Genomic DNA, 19,352 nt, shown 5'->3' on the forward strand with positions numbered 1-19,352 from the left:
GAGCGGGCACGTCAGGTCGGAATAAGACCGACGCGCCACAACGTCCTCGCTGTGTAATTGCCTACAGGTACCGTCCGAAGACGACCCCGCAGGTCTTTTTCAAAGGAACCTCATCCACCGAAATGGACGGGGTATCAACTTTTGGCGTTGATTTTTGGCACGCTGTTGAGTTCTCAAGGAACGGACGCTTCCTTTGTACTCACCCTCTCGGGCTTTCCTCCGGGCTTTCGTTCTGTTCTTGCGTTTCCGACTCTATCAGACTCTTTCATGTCCGACTTCCTCGGCGCTTTCCAGGTTCTCGCTTTCGCGTTTCCCTTTCCGACGATTCCGACTCTACCAGATTCATTTCCGCTCCGTTTCCGGAGGGATTCGAATTCCGATGGCCTTCGGAGGGCCTTTCCCTTTCGGGCGGATCAGACTTTATCAGGTCTCCCTGGGTCTTGATTCCCACCCGCCCGCACGACCCGTCCGGACACACGTGTGTGCCCGGGTGTCGTGCGAGGTGGAGACGTAAACGTACTGGAGCGGGGCCCCCGGATGCAAATCCGGTTGCCCCGCTCCCGTGCGGTCGCTACGGCGAGGGTCAGACCTCGACGACGACCGGGAGGATCATCGGGCGGCGGCGGTAGCTGTCCGAGACCCACTTGCCCATCGTGCGACGGATGAGCTGCTGGATCTGGTGGGGCTCCGCGACGCCGTCGGAGGCCGCGCGTGCGATGGCCTCCTCGATCTTCGCGATGACCGGGCCGAAGGCCCCGTCATCGATGCCGGAGCCGCGGGCCTGGATGTTCGGACCGCTGACGACCTTGCCGGTGGTGCTGTCCACCACGACGTAGACCGAGATGATGCCCTCGTCGCCGAGGATCTTGCGGTCCTTGAGGTGGACTTCCGTGACGTCGCCGACCGAGAGGCCGTCCACGTACACGTAGCCGGCCTGGACCTTGCCGGAGATCCGGGCCTTGCCGTCGATCAGGTCGACGACCACACCGTCCTCGGCGATGACGATGCGGTCCTTGGGGACGCCCGTCATGGCACCGAGCTCGGCGTTGGCGCGCAGGTGGCGCCATTCGCCGTGGACCGGCATCAGGTTCCGCGGCTTGCAGATGTTGTAGAAGTACAGCAGCTCGCCGGCCGAGGCGTGGCCCGAGACGTGCACCTTGGCGTTGCCCTTGTGCACGACGTTGGCGCCCCAGCGGGTCAGGCCGTTGATCACGCGGTAGACCGCGTTCTCGTTGCCCGGGATGAGGGACGACGCCAGGATCACGGTGTCGCCGGGGACGATCCGGATCTGGTGGTCGCGGTTGGCCATGCGGGACAGGGCCGCCATCGGCTCGCCCTGGGAACCCGTGCAGACCAGGACGACCTCGTGGGCCGGCAGGTCGTCGAGGGTCTTGACGTCCACGACGAGGCCGGCCGGGACCTTCAGGTAGCCCAGGTCGCGGGCGATGCCCATGTTGCGGACCATCGAGCGGCCGACGAAGGCGACCCTGCGGCCGTACTCGTGGGCGGCGTCGAGGATCTGCTGGATGCGGTGCACGTGGCTGGCGAAGCTGGCCACGATGATCCGGTTGTGGGCGTTCGCGAACACCGTGCGCAGGACGTTGGAGATCTCGCGCTCGGGCGGCACGAAGCCCGGGACCTCGGCGTTCGTCGAGTCCGAGAGGAGGAGGTCGATGCCCTCTTCGCTCAGACGCGCGAAGGCGTGGAGGTCGGTGAGGCGCTTGTCCAGCGGGAGCTGGTCCATCTTGAAGTCGCCGGTGCAGACGACCATGCCGGCGCCGGTGCGGATCGCCACGGCCAGGGCGTCCGGGATGGAGTGGTTGACCGCGATGAACTCGCAGTCGAAGGGGCCGAGGTTCTCGCGCTCGCCTTCCTTCACCTCGAGGGTGTAGGGGCGGATGCGGTGCTCCTGGAGCTTCGCCTCGATGAGGGCCAGCGTCAGCTTGGAGCCGATCAGCGGGATGTCCGGCTTCTCCCGGAGGAGGTAGGGGACGGCGCCGATGTGGTCTTCGTGGCCGTGCGTGAGGACGATGCCCTCGATGTCGTCGAGGCGATCCCGGATGGACGAGAAGTCCGGAAGGATCAGGTCGATGCCCGGCTGCTCCTCCTCGGGGAAGAGGACGCCGCAGTCGACGATGAGCAGGCGGCCGTCGAACTCGAAGACGGTCATGTTGCGGCCGATCTCGCCGAGACCACCCAGGGGGGTGACCCTGAGGCCGCCCTTGGGCAGCTTCGGCGGCGGACCGAGTTCCGGATGCGGATGGCTCAAAAGTGTCTCCTCACCACGCACGCCACGTACCCCGGAAGGCACGTGGCGCGCATGTCATTCGTGCACTTGTTCTTGTCTGTTTCTGTATTCGTTTGTTCGTTCTTATTTAGTTGTGAAGTCTGTTGTCAGAGCTGTACCCCGCCGGCGGCGAGGTCGCTCTTGAGCTGGGCCGTCTCTTCGGCGGTCAGCTCGACCAGCGGGAGCCGCAGCGGGCCCGCGGGCAGTCCCTGCAGGTTCAGCGCACCCTTGGTGGTCATGACGCCCTGGGTGCGGAACATGCCGGTGAAGACCGGGAGCAGCTTCTGGTGGATCTCGGCGGCCTTCTGGACGTCTCCGCCCAGGTGGGCCTCCAGCATGGCGCGCAGGTCCGGGGTGACCACGTGGCCGACCACGGAGACGAAGCCGACCGCGCCCACCGACAGGAGGGGCAGGTTCAGCATGTCGTCGCCCGAGTACCAGGCCAGTCCGCTCTGTGCGATGGCCCAGCTGGCGCGGCCGAGGTCGCCCTTGGCGTCCTTGTTGGCAACGATACGGGGGTGCTCGGCCAGCCGGACGAGGGTTTCCGTCTCGATCGGGACACCGCTGCGGCCGGGGATGTCGTAGAGCATGACCGGCAGCTCGGTGGCGTCGGCGATCGCCGTGAAGTGCCGGAAGAGGCCCTCCTGCGGCGGCTTGCTGTAGTAGGGAGTCACGGCGAGCAGGCCGTGGGCGCCGGTGCGCTCGGCCTGGCGGGCCAGCTCGAGGGTGTGGCGGGTGTCGTTGGTGCCGATGCCGGCGACCACGTGGGCCCGGTCTCCGACGGCTTCGAGTACGGCTCGTACGAGGTCGTTTTTCTCCGCGTCGGTGGTGGTCGGCGACTCACCGGTGGTGCCGTTGATGATCAGGCCGTCGTTGCCTGCGTCCACCAGGTGGACGGCGAGCTGCTGCGCGCCGTCGAGGTCAAGTGCGCCATCCGCCGTGAACGGCGTGATCATGGCGGTGAGGACCCGCCCGAAGGGGGTCTGCGGAGTCGAGATCGGAGCCATGGGTAACACGCTACTCGCTGCCATGCTCGCGGTGTCCCCTCGGGGGACGTCAACAGGGGGTGCGTCCGTCCCAGCGGCGGCCGGGAGAGGTCTTGGACGCCGGCACTGCCTGCTCGGGGGTTCAAGCAGTGCCGGGTCCGTTTGATCAGCCTAGATGAAGTTTATGAAACGTCGCAATACGGACACTTGGGACTTGACGCCGTACATCCGTACGCTCCGGGCTCAGCAGGCCTTACGGGGCAACGCGGCCGTTGCCGTTGTAGGCCGCGTACGTGAGCGGCATGAGCCTGGCCCAGTGCTGCTCCATCTTCTCGCCGACCATCTCGATCTCCCGCTGCGGGAAGGACGGGACGGCCGCGAGCTCGTGCTGCGTCCGCAGGCCGAGGAAGTGCATCAGCGAGCGCGCGTTGCAGGTGGCGTACATCGAGGAGAAAAGACCGACCGGCAGGACCGAACGGGCAACTTCCCGGGCCACGCCCGCGGCGAGCATCTCCTGGTAGGCCTCGTACGCCCGCACGTAGGAGTCCTCCATGACGCGGCCGGTCAGCTCCTGCTGCGCCTGGGTGCCCTCGACGAAGACGTACTTGCCCGGGCGGCCCTCCTGGACCAGCTTGCGCTCGGCGTCCGGGACGTAGAAGACCGGCTCGAGCTCCCTGTAGCGGCCCGATTCCTCGTTGTACGACCAGCCCACGCGGTGGCGCATGAACTCGCGGAAGACGAAGATCGGGGCACTGATGAAGAAGGTCATCGAGTTGTGCTCGAACGGGCTGCCGTGGCGGTCCCGCATCAGGTAGTTGATCAGGCCCTTGGAACGCTCCGGGTCCTTCTGCAGCTCCTCCAGGGACTGCTCGCCGGCCGTGGAGACGCGAGCGGCCCACAGCACGTCGGAGTCGGCGGCGGAGTGCTTCACCAGCTCCACCGTCACGTCACTGCGGAAGCTGGGTTTCAGATCTGAAGCGGCGGTGTCGCTCACCGGAAGTCCTTCCAAACGTGCGTCCTGGGGCGCGCCCACTCTACGGCGCCCCTCGCGGGCCCGATGCAGACGCACGTCCGCCCCGGGCGCCCCCACAGCTGACGCACCGCCACGAATTTTGGCGAATGTCCCGAAATCCGGCACCGATTGGGCGGCTCGGACGTCCTAACCCCAGAGAACGCACACTTACCGATCCCGAGGAGATTCTCCTGATGTTCCTCCGGCGCGAACCCGTCCCGTTCGCCTTCGTCGCCGAGTCCGACCGATTCCGAAGCAACGTCACTCCCCCGCCGCGCGAGCGTCTGGGCAAGACCCAGCTGGCCGCCCGTAGTCTGGTCGGACTGACCGTGGTGGCGGGGCTCGCGGGCTCACTGCTCTTCGGTATGCCCGCACTGCAGCCGAGCAAGGCGCCGGAGAAGTCGCAGCAGTCGGAGGCGTCCCAGGGGCGGTAGCCTCACGGCACAGCCCAACCGAACGTGCATGTGAGTGAGGTCCAGCCGTGCCCCTGCCCTTCCTGACGGCCGACGGCGTATCCGATGTGGATGACGACGGCGACGGCGACGAGATCCTGGCCCATGCCGACCAGGACCGCTGGCGGCGGCCCTACCGGCCCGGCCCCTGGCGCGTGGCCATCTCCGCGCTGCTGCTCCTGCTGTCCGCCTTCATGCTGCTGGCCACGATGATCGTCGCCTTCGCCGGCGGGTGGGCCGGGGCCGGATTCTGCCTGGCCGCGGCCCTCGTGGTCGTCGGGTCGGCGGTGCAGACGCTGCGCGTGGGCGTGTGGGTGAGCCCTGCGGGGCTGCGCCGGGTGGGGTTCTTCGTGACCCGCACGGTCGCGTGGAGCGAGGTCACCGGGATCCGTACGGTGCAGCAGCCGGTCCGCTGGCTGGGACTGCCGAGGACCGTGCAGGGACAGGCGCTCACGATGTCCGGGACCGGCGGCGCGGAGCCGCCGGTGCTGCTGACCGACCACAACGCGGATTTCCTGTCGCGGGCGGAAGCCTTCGACCGGGCCGCCGACGCGCTCGCGGACTGGGCCGACGAGTACGGCCCGGTGCCCGCCTGACCCACGGGTCGCGAGGTACGGCGGAGCACGCCACGGGAAGCCCGTGCAGGAATCAGACCTGTACGGGCTTCTTGTCGTGCAGGGCGATCGCGCGCAGCATGGCCTTGCGGGCCCGCGGGGTGTCACGGGCGTCGTGGTAGGCGACGGCGAGCCGGAACCAGCTGCGCCAGTCCCCCGGCGCGTCCTCGGTCTCGGCCCTGCGGCGCGCGAAGACCTCGTCGGCGGAGTCCCTCAGGATCCGCCCGTACTGGTCCCGCTCCAGCTCGTCGACGGGCAGGCCGCCCTCGGCCTCCAGCTCGGCCGCGAGGTGGTGGGCCCGCGTGACGAAGCGGGTGTTCTTCCAGAGGAACCAGACGCCGATGACCGGCAGGATCAGCACGGCCACCCCGAAGGTGACGGTGAGCCAGGTGCCGTGCCGGATCAGCATCAGGCCCCGGCTGCCGACCAGGACGAAGTACACGACCAGGACGGCGGCCGTGAGGAAGTACGTGATCTTCGCGCGCATCGTGAATCAGTCCGGTCAGCCCAGGTCGAGGAAGTGTTCCAGGCCGAACGTGAGGCCCGGGGTCTGCGTGACGCGGCGCGCACCGAGCAGGATGCCCGGCATGAAGCTGCTGTGGTGCAGGGAATCGTGACGGATGGTCAGGGTCTCGCCCTCGCCGCCGAGGAGCACTTCCTGGTGGGCCAGCAGGCCGCGCAGGCGGATGGCGTGCACCGGGACGCCGTCGACGTCCGCGCCGCGCGCGCCGTCGAGTGCCGTGGCGGTCGCGTCGGGCTGCGCGCCGAGGCCGGCCTCGGCGCGGGCGGCCGCGATGAGCTGCGCCGTACGGGTCGCGGTGCCGGAGGGGGCGTCGACCTTGTTCGGGTGGTGCAGCTCGACGACCTCGACGGACTCGAAGTAGCGGGCGGCCTGGGCGGCGAACTTCATGGTGAGGACGGCGCCGATGGAGAAGTTCGGGGCGATGAGCACACCGGTCTTCGGCGAACCGGCGAGCCAGGTGTTCAGCTGGGCGAGACGGTCCTCGGTCCAGCCGGTGGTACCGACCACTCCGTGGATGCCGTGGCGGATGAGGAAGTCCAGGTTCTCCATCACCGAGGCCGGGGTGGTCAGCTCGACCGCGACCTGGGCGCCGGCCTCGGCCAGCGTCTCCAGCTTGTCGCCGCGGCCGAGCGCGGCGACCAGTTCCATGTCCTCGGCGGCCTCGACGGCCTTGACCGCCTCGGAGCCGATGCGGCCCTGGGCCCCGAGGACCGCCACGCGCAGCTTGCTCATATTCCGTCCTTAAATCAACACAGACTTGCTTGCCGTGGGAACTAGGCGACCGCTTCGTCGAGGCGGGCGGCCTGCTTCTCCTTCAGCGGGCCGATCACCGCGAGCGAGGGGCGCTGGGCCAGTACATCCTGTGCGACCGACCGGACGTCGTCCGGGGTCACGGCGGCGATCCTGGCCAGCATGTCGTCGACCGACATCTGGTCGCCCCAGCACAGCTCGCTCTTGCCGATGCGGTTCATGATCGCGCCGGTGTCCTCCAGGCCGAGGACGGTCGAGCCGGAGAGCTGGCCGATGGCCCGCCTGATCTCGTCGTCGGCCAGTCCTTCGGAGGCGACCTTGTCGAGTTCGTCGCGGCAGATCCGGAGCACGTCGTGGACCTGGTTGGGCCGGCAGCCCGCGTACACGCCGAAGAGACCGGTGTCGGCGAAGCCCGAGGTGTACGAGTACACGCTGTAGGCGAGGCCGCGCTTCTCCCGGACCTCCTGGAAGAGGCGGGAGGACATGCCGCCGCCGAGGGCGGTGTTCAGTACGCCCAGCGCCCAGCGGCGCTCGTCGGTGCGGGCGAGGCCGGGCATGCCGAGGACCACGTGGGCCTGCTCGGTCTTGCGGTTCACCAGGTCGACGCGGCCGGCGGTGCGGATGCGCTTGGTGCCGGTGCGCGGGCCGATCGGCTCGGCGTCGGTGCGGGTCAGCGCACCGGCCTTCTCGAAGGCGGCACGTACCTGGCGCACGACCTTGTTGTGGTCGACGTTGCCGGCGGCGGCCACGACCAGGTGCGTCGGGTCGTAGTGCTTCTTGTAGAAGCGGCGGATCCGGTCGGCGCCGAGTGCGTTGATCGTGTCGACGGTGCCGAGGACCGGACGCCCCAGGGGGGTGTCCCCGTACATGGTCTGCGCGAACAGGTCGTGGACCATGTCGCCCGGGTCGTCCTCGGTCATCGCGATCTCTTCGAGGATGACCCCGCGCTCGGCGTCGACGTCCTCCTCGCGGATCAGCGAGCCGGTGAGCATGTCGCAGACCACGTCGATGGCCAGCGGCAGGTCGGTGTCGAGCACCCGGGCGTAGTAGCAGGTGTACTCCTTCGCCGTGAAGGCGTTCATCTCGCCGCCGACCGCGTCGATCGCGGAGGAGATGTCGAGGGCGCTGCGCTTCTCGGTGCCCTTGAAGAGGAGGTGCTCCAGGTAGTGCGTGGCGCCGTTCAGCGTGGGCGTCTCGTCGCGGGAGCCGACGTGCGCCCAGATGCCGAAGGTGGCGGAGCGGACGGAGGGCAGCGTCTCGGTGACGATGCGCAGCCCGCCGGGCAGGACCGTGCGCCGGACGGTGCCGATGCCGTTGCTGCCCTGGAGGAGGGTTTGGGTACGGGCGACGGCCCGCCCCTCCGAAGAGGGGCGGGCCGTCACACGGGAACTACGCGACATCACTTGTCGGAGTCGTCCTTGTCAGCGTCGTCGCCGGCGGCCTCGCCGTCGATCACGGGGATCAGGGAGAGCTTGCCGCGCTGGTCGATCTCGGCGATCTCCACCTGGACCTTGGTGCCGACCGCGAGCACGTCCTCGACGTTCTCCACGCGCTTGCCACCGGCGAGCTTGCGGATCTGCGAGATGTGCAGCAGGCCGTCCTTGCCGGGCATCAGGGAGACGAAGGCACCGAAGGTGGTGGTCTTGACGACCGTACCCAGGTAACGCTCGCCGACCTCCGGCATGGTCGGGTTGGCGATGGCGTTGATCGTGGCGCGGGCGGCCTCGGCGGCCGGGCCGTCGGAGGCACCGATGTAGATGGTGCCGTCGTCCTCGATCGTGATCTCGGCGCCGGTGTCCTCCTGGATCTGGTTGATCATCTTGCCCTTGGGCCCGATGACCTCGCCGATCTTGTCCACGGGGATCTTGACGGTGATGATCCGCGGGGCGTACTGGGACATGGCGTCCGGCGTGTCGATCGCTTCCATCATCACGTCGAGGATGTGGAGGCGGGCGTCGCGGGCCTGCTTGAGGGCCGCGGCCAGGACGGAGGCCGGGATGCCGTCCAGCTTGGTATCCAGCTGGAGGGCGGTCACGAACTCCTTGGTGCCGGCGACCTTGAAGTCCATGTCGCCGAAGGCGTCCTCCGCACCGAGGATGTCGGTGAGGGCGACGTAGTGCGTCTTGCCGTCGATCTCCTGGGAGATCAGACCCATGGCGATACCGGCGACGGGGGCCTTGAGGGGCACACCGGCGTTCAGCAGCGACATGGTGGAGGCGCAGACCGAGCCCATGGACGTCGAACCGTTGGAGCCGAGGGCCTCGGACACCTGACGGATCGCGTAGGGGAACTCCTCGCGGGTCGGGAGGACCGGCACGATCGCGCGCTCGGCGAGCGCGCCGTGGCCGATCTCGCGGCGCTTCGGCGAACCGACGCGGCCGGTCTCACCGACGGAGTACGGCGGGAAGTTGTAGTTGTGCATGTAGCGCTTGCGGGTCACCGGGGAGAGGGTGTCCAGCTGCTGCTCCATGCGGAGCATGTTCAGGGTGGTGACGCCCAGGATCTGGGTCTCGCCACGCTCGAACAGCGCCGAGCCGTGCACGCGCGGGATGGCCTCGACCTCGGCGGCGAGGGTACGGATGTCCGTGAGCCCGCGGCCGTCGATGCGGACCTTGTCCTTGATGACGCGCTCGCGCACCAGGGCCTTGGTCAGGCTGCGGTAGGCGGCGGAGATCTCCTTCTCGCGGCCCTCGAAGGCCGGGAGGAGCTTCTCGGCGGCGATCTCCTTGACGCGGTCCAGCTCGGCCTCGCGGTCCTGCTTGCCCGCGATGGTCAGCGCCTGGGAGAGGTCACCCTTGACGGCGGCCGCGAGGGCCTCGTACACGTCGTCCTGGTAGTCCAGGAAGACCGGGAACTCGCCCTCGGGCTTCGCGGCCTTGGCGGCCAGGTCGGCCTGGGCCTTGCACAGGACCTTGATGAACGGCTTCGCGGCGTCGAGGCCCGAGGCCACGATCTCCTCGGTCGGCGCCTGGGCGCCGCCCTTGACGAGGGCGATGGTCTTCTCGGTGGCCTCGGCCTCGACCATCATGATCGCGACGTCGCCGTCGTCCAGGACACGGCCCGCGACGACCATGTCGAAGACGGCGTCCTCGAGCTCGGTGTGCGTCGGGAAGGCCACCCACTGGCCGCGGATCAGCGCGACGCGGACGCCGCCGATCGGGCCGGAGAAGGGCAGGCCGGCCAGCTGGGTGGACGCGGACGCGGCGTTGATCGCGACGACGTCGTACAGGTGGTCGGGGTTGAGCGCCATGATCGTGGCGACGACCTGGATCTCGTTGCGCAGGCCCTTCTTGAAGGACGGGCGCAGCGGGCGGTCGATCAGGCGGCAGGTGAGGATCGCGTCCTCGGAGGGGCGGCCCTCACGGCGGAAGAAGGAGCCGGGGATCTTGCCGGCCGCGTACTGCCGCTCCTCGACGTCCACCGTCAGGGGGAAGAAGTCGAGCTGGTCCTTGGGCTTCTTCGACGCGGTGGTGGCGGACAGCACCATCGTGTCGTCGTCCAGGTAGGCAACGGCGGAGCCGGCGGCCTGGCGGGCCAGACGGCCCGTCTCGAAGCGGATGGTGCGGGTGCCGAAGGAACCGTTGTCAATGACGGCCTCGGCGTAGTGGGTCTCGTTCTCCACTAGCGTTTTCTCCATTTTCGTCGTCTCCGTCCGTCGCCCGTGTGGCGGTGGACGGTTGCGGAGAAGCGCTCCTGGCCTGGGGCCGGTCTTCGATCGAAGCATCCGGTTCGGTGCCCGCGGGGGCATTCCGGGTGCCACTACCGAGGACCGGCGGCGTAGGGAGGGCGCTCCTCCTCTTCTGTTGTGCACGTCTTCGTACGTCTTCATCAGACGTACACGTGCGTCCTTTCCAGACTACAAAGGGTCCGGTCCGGTCCGCACGTACAGCAAAGGGAGCGGCCCCCGGATGTGGGAACCGCTCCCTTCACGGCGTGTTACTTGGCGCCGGCCGCACCGCGGCGGATGCCGAGGCGCTCGACCAGCGTACGGAAGCGCTGGATGTCCTTCTTGGCCAGGTACTGCAGCAGGCGGCGACGCTGGCCGACCAGGATCAGCAGACCACGACGGGAGTGGTGGTCGTGCTTGTGCGTCTTGAGGTGCTCGGTCAGGTCCGAGATGCGGCGGGAGAGCATCGCAACCTGGACCTCGGGGGAGCCGGTGTCGCCCTCCTTGGCACCAAACTCTGCGATGATCTGCTTCTTCGTAGCGGCGTCGAGCGGCACGCGTACTCCTCGTTTAGGTCTTCGTCTGCCACCGAGTGCCCCAGGTCTGAATCTCTGGGGAGCTTCCGTAACTCGGGAGGCGGGGTCCGCTGAGCGCAGTCCACAGATCCTTGGAAAAGGAGTCCCGGGGACGCGTACACAAACGGCCGTCACACAGCGTACCAGGCTGCCGCTCGGCCCCGTCTCAGCTGGTGAGAGACCGGGCCCTGGAATAGACGTCCAGGACGGCCAGGGTCAGGGGCACCAGGCTGAGCAGGACCGCCGCCTCGGTGAGGTCGAGCAGCCGCCCCCAGAAGGGTGACAGACCCTTGCGGGGAATGACCAGCGCAATTCCGGCGAGGAGGGCCGCTCCGCCCGCGACGGCGGCGGTCAGCCAGATCGTACGGAGGTCCAGACCGCTGCGGTCCTGCTCCAGGACGAGGGCTTCGAGCAGGTCGGTCGGCGGGTTCAGGGCCATGCCCAGGATCAGCAGCGCGACGGCGGCGAGGCCGGCGGTCAGGGCGCACACCACCTGGGAGGTGTAGCGGAAGAGACGGGCGCGCAGCAGCATGGCGAGGCCGGTGGCGAGGGCCAGCAGTCGGCCCCAGGTGTTGTCGGAGAAGCCGAGGACCGCGGCGGACCCGACGGCGACGGCGGCGCAGCCGCCGACCAGGCCGAGCAGCATCTCGTGGCCGCGGCGGGCCTGGGCGGCGATGGCCTCGGCGTCGAGCGGGGTGCCCGGGTCCTGCTGGTCGGAGCCGGACTGGTCACCGTACGGCTCGGCCTCGTAGCGGTCCGGGGTCTCGTAATCCTCGGTGGCGCTCTGCGGGGCCGCGTAGCCGATCGGCAGGCGGGCGAAGCGGGCGGAGAGGCCGGGGAGGAAGGCGACGAGGCCGATCGCGACGGGGGCGCAGACGGCCGCGGTGTAGGTGGCGGAGGCCTCGGTGGCGATGCCGACGAAGGTGGCGAGGGTGCCGGTGGCGGCGACGAAGGTGGCCGCGACGAAGGGGGCGTCGCCACTGGGGGTGAGCGCGACCAGGGCGACGGAGGCGACCAGGACGCAGACGCAGCCGAGCAGGAACTGGAGCCGGCCGGGGCCCTGGCCCGCGGCCGGGGCGATGATCCCGGAGCCGGCGATCAGCAGGTGCGGGAGGGCGCCGAGGCCGAGCGCCACGGCGGAGCCGCGGTCCCGGTAGACGCGGGCGCGCACGCCGGCCACGCCGGTCAGCAGGACGCCCACGGCGCCGGCGATGATGCCGGGCAGGCCGTGCATGTCGTGGCGGACCGGGTCGGCGTACCAGAGGACGAAGCCCAGCATGACGAGCAGCAGGGCGGCGCCGGCCAGGCCCGCGCCGCGCAGCATGTCGTCGCTCCAGCGGTGCCGGTCGCGGACGACGGCGGAGGCGACGGCGTCGGACACGTCGTCGAACACGGCGGGCGGCAGGGACTCCGCGAACGGGCGCAGGCTCAGCACCTCGCCGTCGAGGACCTGTTGGCCGGCGAGCGTGCGGGCGCCGTCGAGGACGGTGCCCGAGCGGCGTACGAGGTGGAAGCCGGTCGGGGCGCCGACGGGCTGGGTCTGACCGGTGAGGCGCAGCAGCTCCGGATAGACGTCGGCGACGGCGATGTCCTCGGGGAGGGCGACGTCGATCCGGCTGTCGGGAGCGACGACGGTGACCCTGCAGAAACCCGTCGTACCGGCCGTACTCACCTGTGTGATCCCCCTGGTTGATGCCCGCACCGGCGGACGATTCGCGGATGCGCATGCTGCGCGCGCCACCCTACAGGGGGCGCCTCCCAGCGGTGGCTGGGGGAGTACGGCCGACGGTCGGCAAGTAGGATCACGGTCGCGTGGGGGAGACCCCCTTCGCGCCCGGGACTTGGGGGCGCCGGTTGCGACCTCCCATCCGTTTTCGAGGGATTGATGCGCCGGTGAGCCAGATCGTCGTCAAACGCCCACCGCGGTCCCTGCCGCCCGAAGTGCCTTCGGACGAGCTGCGGCTGGAGGCTCCGCCGGAACTTCCGCGCGGGCAGCAGGAGGGCATGCTGATGCAGCTCCTGCCGATGCTCGGCATGGGCTCTTCCGTCGTCTTCTTCTTCATGCCGGGTGCGGCGCCGTTCATGCGCATCATGGGTGTGCTGATGCTGGTGTCGACGGTGGCGATGGTCATCGCCCAGCTGGTGCGCCACCGGCGCGGTACGCAGGGGCAAATGGCCGATGTGCGCCGGGACTACCTCAAATACCTTGCACAGACGCGTCGTCAGGTACGCCGGACCGCGCGGGCGCAGCGCGACGCGCAGCTGTATCTGCACCCGGCGCCCGAGCAGTTGTGGTCGGTGGTGGCGGAGGGCTCGCGGCTGTGGGAGCGGCGGGTCGGCGACCAGGACTTCGGGCAGGCCCGGCTCGGGCTGGGTGCGCAGCGCCTGGCGACCACACTGGTGGCGCCGGAGACGGCGCCGGTGGACGAGCTGGAGCCGCTGACGGCGGGCGCGATGCAGCGCTTCCTGAAGGTGCACTCCTCGCTGGACGGGCTGCCGGTGGCGCTGTCCATACGCGCCTTCTACCACGTGACGGTGTCCGGGGAGCCGGAGTCGGCGCGCAGTACCGCGCGGGCGATGGTCGCGCAGCTGGCGACGCTGCACTCCCCCGAGGACCTGATGGTGGCCGTGGTGGCCGCGCCGGGCGCCGTGCCCTCGTGGGACTGGACGAAGTGGCTGCCGCACACGCAGGTCCCGGGCCAGGTCGACGGGGCCGGCACGAAGCGGCTGTTCGGCGACGACCTCGCCGAGCTGGAGGCGCTGCTGGCGTCGCGGCTGGAGGGCCGGCCGCGGTTCAGCCGGGAGGTGTCCCCGGTGCTGGACCAGCCGCACCTGGTGGTCGTGCTGGACGGCGGCATGGTCCCGCCGGACTCGGTGTTCGCGGCGGCCGAGGGGCTGCAGGGCGTCACCATCGTCGAGGTGGTCGCGGGCGAGCTGGACGAGCCGCGCGGCGGGCTGTCGGTCGTGGTGCGGCCGGGCCGGCTGCGGCTGGAGTCGGGCGCGGGGGTCGCGTACGAGGGCGTCCCGGACGCGCTGTCGCTGCCCGCGGCGGAGGCCCTCGCCCGGCAGCTGGCGCCGCTGCGCACGGGCGGCGGGGACGACGACGAGCCGCTGCTGGCCAATCTGGACTTCACCGACCTGCTGAACCTGGGCGACGCGGCCGCGGTCGACGTGGCGCGGACCTGGCGGCCGCGGTCGGCCGGTGAGCGGCTGCGCGTGCCGATCGGTGTCGGCGAGGGCGGCGCCCCGGTCATGCTGGACCTCAAGGAGGCCGCGCAGGAGGGCATGGGCCCGCACGGCCTGTGCGTGGGCGCGACCGGTTCCGGCAAGTCGGAGCTGCTGCGCACGCTGGTGCTGGGGCTCGCGGTCACGCACACCTCGGAGACGCTGAACTTCGTCCTCGCCGACTTCAAGGGCGGTGCGACCTTCACCGGCATGGGGCAGATGCCGCACGTCGCGGCCGTCATCACCAACCTGGCGGACGACCTCACGCTCGTGGACCGCATGGGCGACTCGATCCGCGGTGAGCTGCAGCGCCGTCAGGAGCTGCTGCGTTCGGCGGGCAACTACGCGAACATCCACGACTACGAGAAGGCCCGTGCGGCCGGCGCCCCGCTGGAGCCGCTGGCCTCGCTGGTCCTGGTCATCGACGAGTTCTCCGAGCTGCTGACGGCGAAGCCGGACTTCATCGACATGTTCATCCAGATCGGCCGCATCGGCCGGTCGCTGGGCGTGCACCTGCTGCTGGCCTCGCAGCGCCTGGAGGAGGGCAAGCTGCGCGGGCTGGACACGTACCTGTCGTACCGGATCGGTCTGCGGACCTTCTCGGCGGCGGAGTCGCGGACCGCGATCGGTGTGCCGGACGCCTACCACCTGCCGTCGGTGCCCGGTTCGGGCTACCTGAAGTTCGGTACGGACGAGATGACCCGCTTCAAGGCGGCGTACGTCTCGGGCACCTACCGCTCGGGCGGGCCGGACCTGTCGGTGGGCCTGTTCCCGGTGGAGCGGCGGCCCGCGCTGTTCACGGCGGCCCCGGTGCCGGTGGTGTACGCGGCCCCGGACCCGGCGTACCTGGCGGCGCAGTCGGGGCGGGAGGACGACGCGCTCGCGGACACGGTGCTGGACGTGATCGTGAGCCGGCTGGAGGGTCAGGGGGTGCCGGCGCACCAGGTGTGGCTGCCGCCGCTGGACCAGGCTCCGCCGCTGGACCAGCTGCTGCCGGCGCTGGCGCCGAGCGCGGAGCGCGGGCTGCACGCGGACGGGTACACCCGGCCCGGCGGGCTCGTCGTACCGCTCGGCCTCATCGACAAGCCCTTCGAGCAGCGGCGCGAGGTGCTGTACCGGGACTTCTCGGGTGCGGCGGGCCACCTGATGGTGGTCGGCGGTCCGCAGTCGGGCAAGTCGACGCTGATGCGGACGCTGATCTCCTCGTTCGCGCTCACGCACACCCCGCGCGAAGTGCAGTTCTACGGGCTGGACTTCGGTGGTGGCAGCCTGTCGTCGATCGCGGAGCTGCCGCACGTGGGCGGGATCGCCTCGCGCCTGGACCCGGAGCGGGTACGGCGTACGGTCGCGGAGGTGGGGGGCATCCTCAACCGCCGCGAGGAGTTCTTCCGCTCGAACAACATCGACTCGATCAACACCTACCGGCGCCGGCGCGCGGCGGGCGACCTGCCGGGCGAGCCGTGGGGCGACGTGTTCCTGATCGTCGACGGCTGGGGCACCTTCCGGGGCGAGTACGAGGGCCTGGAGCAGATCGTCACGGACATCGCGTCCCGCGGTCTGGGCTACGGCATCCACGTGGTGATCACCGCGGCGCGGTACATGGAGGTCCGGGCCGCCCTCAAGGACCAGATGCTCAGCCGGCTGGAACTGCGGCTCGGCGACACCATGGACTCCGAGTTCGACCGCAAGGTCGCGGCGAACGTCCCCACGGGGATGCCGGGCCGCGGCCAGGTGGCGGAGAAGCTGCACTTCCTGGGCGCGCTCCCGCGGATCGACGGCTCGCACGAGGCGGGGGACCTGTCGGAGGCCACGGCGGCCTTCGTGGACGCGGTGAAGCGGAACTGGGCGGGGCAGGCGGCTCCCGGCGTACGGCTGCTGCCGCGGCTGCTCCACTCCGACCAGCTGCCCAAGGGCGGGGAGTACCCCGAGCGCGGGATCGCGATCGGTATCGACGAGACCGATCTGGAGCCGGTGTTCGTCGACTTCGAGTCCGACCCCTTCCTCCTCGTCTTCGGCGAGAGCGAGTCGGGCAAGACGAACCTGCTGCGGCTCATCGCCAAGCAGATCGCGGAGCGCTACACGCCGGACCAGGCGCGCCTGGTCGTGGGCGACTACCGGCGCAGCCTGCTCGGGGCGCTGCCGGAGGAGCACCTGCTGGAGTACGCGCCGATGGTGAGCTCCCTGCAGATGCACATGGAGGCGCTGGGCGGGGTGTTCTCGCGGCGGCAGCCGCCGACCGACGTCACCCCGCAGCAGCTGCGCGACCGCAGCTGGTGGACGGGCCCGGACGTGTTCATCGTCATCGACGACTACGACCTGGTGTCGACCAGCCAGGGCAATCCGCTGGCGCCGCTGGTGGAGTACCTGCCCTTCGCCCGTGACACGGGTGTCCGCTTCATCATCGCGCGCAACTCGGCGGGTGCCTCGCGCTCGCTGTACGAGCCGTTCATCCAGCGGATCAAGGAGCTGGGCGCGCAGGGCCTCGTCCTGTCCGGCGATCCCTCCGAGGGCGACCTGGTCGGCAACGTGCGGCCGCGTCCGATGCCGCCGGGCCGGGCCTACTTCGCCTCGCGCAGGCGGGGTACCTCGCTGGTCCAGCTCGGCCGGATGCCGGGTCTGTGAGCCGCTGCCCGGTGGCCGGCCGCAGCGCCGGCCACCGGGCGGTTTCGGGTGGAAACCCGTCCCGGCTGGCGGCGCAGCCCCGATAATCGGCGGTGAAGACCGCGCCACCGAGGGAAAGGCCGCCCATGGGCACCCAGCAGGAGAAGGACCAGCTGTACGCGCTCGACATCAGCGGTGTGGAGTGGGAAGGGCCGCCCGGGACCAGCCCGGACGAGGAGCGGGTCGAGATCGCCCGGCTTCCGGAGGGGGCGGTGGCCATGCGGTCCTCGCTGGACCGGGACACGGTGCTGCGCTACACCGCCGCCGAGTGGGAGGCCTTCGTACTCGGGGCCAGGGACGGCGAGTTCGACCTCGACCGCCACGAGGCCTGAGGGGCCGCACGCCACGCCGAAGGGGCGCGCCCGGTGCGGGCGCGCCCCTTCGGCACGTGCGGACCGACGTGGGTACCGGGCTCAGTAGGCCTCGGTGAACAGGCGCGAGGCCTTCACGTCGGTGGCGCGGTACTCGCTCTTGCCCTGCTCGATCTGCTTGGCAATCTTCTCCAGATCCTGGTGCATCTGGTCGGCCTTGCCCTTGTACTTGGTCTGGAGGTTGACGTACTCGCGGTGCGCCTCACCGTCCCAGGTGTCCGTGACGACCTTCAGGGCGGTGCCCATCGCGTCCAGGTCCCTGAGGATGTTCCCGGAGACGACGCGGATGCGGTCCGCCATCTGCTGAACGGTCTCGTACCGTACCCGGGTGCCTTCGTTGCCCGACATGTTCTTCTCCTTCTCGCTGCGGCCGGCTGGGAAGCGGCTTGTCAGACGGACTCGAGGCCCGAACGGGGGCCGGGGGCGGATCCGGACGGGGACGACTGGGCGGCGTTGAACGCGGCCCGCACTTCTTCGTCCTGGGCGTTGCTGAGGTTCTTGGTCTGCGCCACTGCGTTGTGCAGGACGGTGAGCAGCCTGCGGATCTCGTCGTGGCTCTCGTTGAGGGTGCCCTGCGCGATAACGAAGCCCTGGGCACCCACACCCGTCCAGCCGGCGCTCACGGTCGCGAGGATGTCGGCGAGCTCACGGGCCTGCCTGGTGACGGCGTTGGCCGTCTCCTCGATCTTGTTCTTCGCCTTGACGACCGGATCGTCCGCAAGTCCGAAGGTGTTCGTGCTCATCGAAGCTCCTCACTTCTCAATTCGCCGGCAGAACCGGCGGATTGCGCAGCGGAGCGGACGTGCCTGGCGCGATGTGAGCCACGCGCCCCGGGCTGTCCCCCTCCGCTTCACGCGATCCCCCGATCACACTCGTGAAGCCTGGTGTCACTCTAGCCAGTTCATCGGACAGGCCCAACACCGGCAGGCCGCTTGCGTGGATGAACCGCGGCCGTTCACTGCAAACGGCGTCGGCGGCCGCGGGCGTCCCGCACGACCGTCGCGGTACCCGCGATGACGGCGATGAGGACGGCGCCGATGCCCAGAGCGTAGGTCCCGAAGCGCTCCTCGCGCTCCTGCGCCGTCTCGGTGAGCGGCAGCTCCGCCGCCTCGGGAGCGGCGGCCGGGGGCGGGCCCGGGTCCGGTACCGGGGCCTTCGGGGCCTGCTGGTCGTGGCTGAGCGCGCGAACCGGGTCGACAATGCCCCAACCGACGTAGTCGTCACGGCCCTTGACCGAGCGTTCGGCGGTGTTCTGGATCTGCCAGACGATCTGCTGGGCGGACCAGTCGCCGTGCTCGGCGCGCAGCAGGGCGGCAACCCCGGCGACGTACGGCGCGGAGAAGCTGGTGCCGTTGTCGATGCACTGGCCGTAGCCCGGGACGGTGGAGACCATGTCGACGCCGGGCGCGGCGACCCCGATGAAGTCGCCGGGCTGGGAGAACGCGGCGCGCTCGTTGTTGCGGTCCGAGGCACCCACCGCGAGCACGCCGGGGAAGGCCGCCGGGTAGGTCTTGCGCTTCTCGCCGCTCATGCCGTCGTTGCCCGCCGAGGCCACGACCACGACGTTGGCGGCGACGGCCTTCTGGACCGCCTTGGCGAGGTCGGAGTCCGCGGACAGCGGCACGTCGGTGTCCTGGGAGATGTTGATCACGTGGGCGCCCTTGGCCACCGCGTGGTCGATCGCCTGGCTCAGGGACAGCGCGTTGCCCTTGCCCTGCCCGTCGTTCTGCCGGATCGGGATGATCGTGGCGTCGGGGGCCAGGCCGACGAAGCCGGTGCCCTCCTGGGGGCGGGCCGCGATCAGCCCCGCGACCTTGGTGCCGTGGCCGACGGTGTCGTTCGTGCCGTCGCCGCCCTTGGGGTCGACGAAATCCTTGCCGGCGCCGGTGTCGATGGCGCCGCTGAGCTGCGGGTTCGCCCGGTCCACGCCGGTGTCGATGACGGCGACCCGGACGCTGCCGCCGTTCTTGTCCTTGCCCTTGGTCTGCGCCCACAGCTCGTCGAGCAGGAGTCGCTGGAGGGCCCAGGGGCGGTCCGCGATCTGCTTCTTCATGGGGAAGGTGCACTCCCCCGCGCCGTCGAGGCGCACGGCGTACGGGGGGTGCGGCGGGGCCGCTTCCACCGCGGAGGCCGGGCCCGCGGCCGCGCCTGCGGAGACCAGGGTGAGGGCGAAGCCGGCGGTGAGCAGCACGCGCCGGGACTGCGGGGACTGGGGCATCGGCGGCTTCC

Annotated in this window: 16 protein-coding genes; 4 read left to right on the forward strand and 12 right to left on the reverse strand. The window is 70.0% G+C overall.

Annotated elements, in window-relative coordinates:
- Nucleotides 1-583: 583 nt before the first annotated feature.
- The 3 genes from OG534_RS09825 to thyX form a co-directional block, all read right to left on the reverse strand.
- Nucleotides 584-2,269 (reverse strand): ribonuclease J, encoded by a 1,686-nt coding sequence (locus OG534_RS09825; RefSeq protein ID WP_326587708.1) that lies wholly within the window; start codon nt 2,267-2,269, stop codon nt 584-586.
- Nucleotides 2,270-2,394: 125 nt separating this feature from the next.
- On the reverse strand, nt 2,395-3,294 hold the full coding sequence (gene dapA / locus OG534_RS09830; RefSeq protein ID WP_326587709.1) for a 4-hydroxy-tetrahydrodipicolinate synthase: 900 nt from the start codon (nt 3,292-3,294) through the stop codon (nt 2,395-2,397).
- 232 nt (nt 3,295-3,526) lie between these two features.
- Nucleotides 3,527-4,267, reverse strand: a complete 741-nt coding sequence (gene thyX / locus OG534_RS09835) for an FAD-dependent thymidylate synthase (protein ID WP_326587710.1) — start codon at nt 4,265-4,267, stop codon at nt 3,527-3,529.
- 212 nt (nt 4,268-4,479) lie between these two features.
- Here thyX and OG534_RS09840 point away from each other — a divergent pair, with 212 nt between their 5' ends.
- Together OG534_RS09840 and OG534_RS09845 are read left to right on the forward strand one after the other, a co-directional pair.
- Nucleotides 4,480-4,719, forward strand: coding sequence for a hypothetical protein (locus OG534_RS09840; RefSeq protein ID WP_326587711.1), 240 nt, complete (start codon nt 4,480-4,482; stop codon nt 4,717-4,719).
- Nucleotides 4,720-4,766: 47 nt separating this feature from the next.
- Entirely contained in the window at nt 4,767-5,333 is a 567-nt protein-coding gene (locus OG534_RS09845; protein ID WP_326587712.1) for a PH domain-containing protein, read from the forward strand.
- Between the two features lie 52 nt (nt 5,334-5,385).
- Here OG534_RS09845 and OG534_RS09850 read toward each other — a convergent pair whose 3' ends face one another.
- The 6 genes from OG534_RS09850 to eccD form a co-directional block, all read right to left on the reverse strand.
- Nucleotides 5,386-5,838, reverse strand: a complete 453-nt coding sequence (locus OG534_RS09850) for a hypothetical protein (RefSeq protein WP_326587713.1) — start codon at nt 5,836-5,838, stop codon at nt 5,386-5,388.
- A gap of 15 nt (nt 5,839-5,853) precedes the next feature.
- On the reverse strand, nt 5,854-6,606 hold the full coding sequence (gene dapB / locus OG534_RS09855) for a 4-hydroxy-tetrahydrodipicolinate reductase (protein WP_326587714.1): 753 nt from the start codon (nt 6,604-6,606) through the stop codon (nt 5,854-5,856).
- Nucleotides 6,607-6,647: 41 nt separating this feature from the next.
- On the reverse strand, nt 6,648-8,027 hold the full coding sequence (locus OG534_RS09860) for a M16 family metallopeptidase (RefSeq protein ID WP_326587715.1): 1,380 nt from the start codon (nt 8,025-8,027) through the stop codon (nt 6,648-6,650).
- Complete coding sequence (locus OG534_RS09865; protein WP_326593540.1) at nt 8,024-10,246, reverse strand: polyribonucleotide nucleotidyltransferase; 2,223 nt, start codon at nt 10,244-10,246, stop codon at nt 8,024-8,026. The genes OG534_RS09860 and OG534_RS09865 overlap by 4 nt, the downstream gene beginning before the upstream one ends.
- Nucleotides 10,247-10,560: 314 nt before the next feature.
- On the reverse strand, nt 10,561-10,848 hold the full coding sequence (gene rpsO, locus OG534_RS09870) for a 30S ribosomal protein S15 (RefSeq protein ID WP_007266917.1): 288 nt from the start codon (nt 10,846-10,848) through the stop codon (nt 10,561-10,563).
- Nucleotides 10,849-11,032: 184 nt separating this feature from the next.
- A complete protein-coding gene (gene eccD / locus OG534_RS09875; protein WP_326587716.1) occupies nt 11,033-12,538 on the reverse strand; it encodes a type VII secretion integral membrane protein EccD in 1,506 nt (501 codons plus the stop codon).
- Nucleotides 12,539-12,759: 221 nt separating this feature from the next.
- Between eccD and eccCa the strand changes: the two genes are divergently transcribed.
- Together eccCa and OG534_RS09885 are read left to right on the forward strand one after the other, a co-directional pair.
- Complete coding sequence (gene eccCa, locus OG534_RS09880) at nt 12,760-16,713, forward strand: type VII secretion protein EccCa (protein ID WP_326587717.1); 3,954 nt, start codon at nt 12,760-12,762, stop codon at nt 16,711-16,713.
- Nucleotides 16,714-16,838: 125 nt separating this feature from the next.
- A complete protein-coding gene (locus tag OG534_RS09885) occupies nt 16,839-17,084 on the forward strand; it encodes a DUF397 domain-containing protein (RefSeq protein ID WP_326587718.1) in 246 nt (81 codons plus the stop codon).
- A gap of 81 nt (nt 17,085-17,165) precedes the next feature.
- On the opposite strand, the gene OG534_RS09890 is transcribed toward OG534_RS09885, so the two are convergent.
- The 3 genes from OG534_RS09890 to mycP form a co-directional block, all read right to left on the reverse strand.
- Nucleotides 17,166-17,471, reverse strand: coding sequence for a WXG100 family type VII secretion target (locus tag OG534_RS09890; protein ID WP_326587719.1), 306 nt, complete (start codon nt 17,469-17,471; stop codon nt 17,166-17,168).
- Between the two features lie 41 nt (nt 17,472-17,512).
- Nucleotides 17,513-17,866, reverse strand: a complete 354-nt coding sequence (locus tag OG534_RS09895) for a hypothetical protein (protein WP_326587720.1) — start codon at nt 17,864-17,866, stop codon at nt 17,513-17,515.
- A 212-nt stretch (nt 17,867-18,078) separates the two neighbouring features.
- Nucleotides 18,079-19,341 carry a type VII secretion-associated serine protease mycosin gene (gene mycP, locus OG534_RS09900; protein ID WP_326587721.1) on the reverse strand — a complete coding sequence of 421 codons (1,263 nt, stop codon included), beginning with the start codon at nt 19,339-19,341 and terminating at the stop codon, nt 18,079-18,081.
- Between the last annotated feature and the right edge of the window lie 11 nt (nt 19,342-19,352).

The organism is Streptomyces sp. NBC_01294 (assembly GCF_035917235.1).
GTDB lineage: Bacteria > Actinomycetota > Actinomycetes > Streptomycetales > Streptomycetaceae > Streptomyces > Streptomyces caledonius.

Bases quoted from the DNA above. Each gene is read 5' to 3' on its own strand.
- dapA (WP_326587709.1), bottom strand. From the start codon at position 3,294: ATGGCTCCGATCTCGACTCCGCAGACCCCCTTCGGGCGGGTCCTCACC.
- OG534_RS09840 (WP_326587711.1), top strand. From the start codon at position 4,480: ATGTTCCTCCGGCGCGAACCCGTCCCGTTCGCCTTCGTCGCCGAGTCC.
- OG534_RS09850 (WP_326587713.1), bottom strand. From the start codon at position 5,838: ATGCGCGCGAAGATCACGTACTTCCTCACGGCCGCCGTCCTGGTCGTG.
- dapB (WP_326587714.1), bottom strand. From the start codon at position 6,606: ATGAGCAAGCTGCGCGTGGCGGTCCTCGGGGCCCAGGGCCGCATCGGC.
- OG534_RS09885 (WP_326587718.1), top strand. From the start codon at position 16,839: ATGGGCACCCAGCAGGAGAAGGACCAGCTGTACGCGCTCGACATCAGC.
- OG534_RS09890 (WP_326587719.1), bottom strand. From the start codon at position 17,471: ATGTCGGGCAACGAAGGCACCCGGGTACGGTACGAGACCGTTCAGCAG.
- OG534_RS09895 (WP_326587720.1), bottom strand. From the start codon at position 17,866: ATGAGCACGAACACCTTCGGACTTGCGGACGATCCGGTCGTCAAGGCG.
- mycP (WP_326587721.1), bottom strand. From the start codon at position 19,341: ATGCCCCAGTCCCCGCAGTCCCGGCGCGTGCTGCTCACCGCCGGCTTC.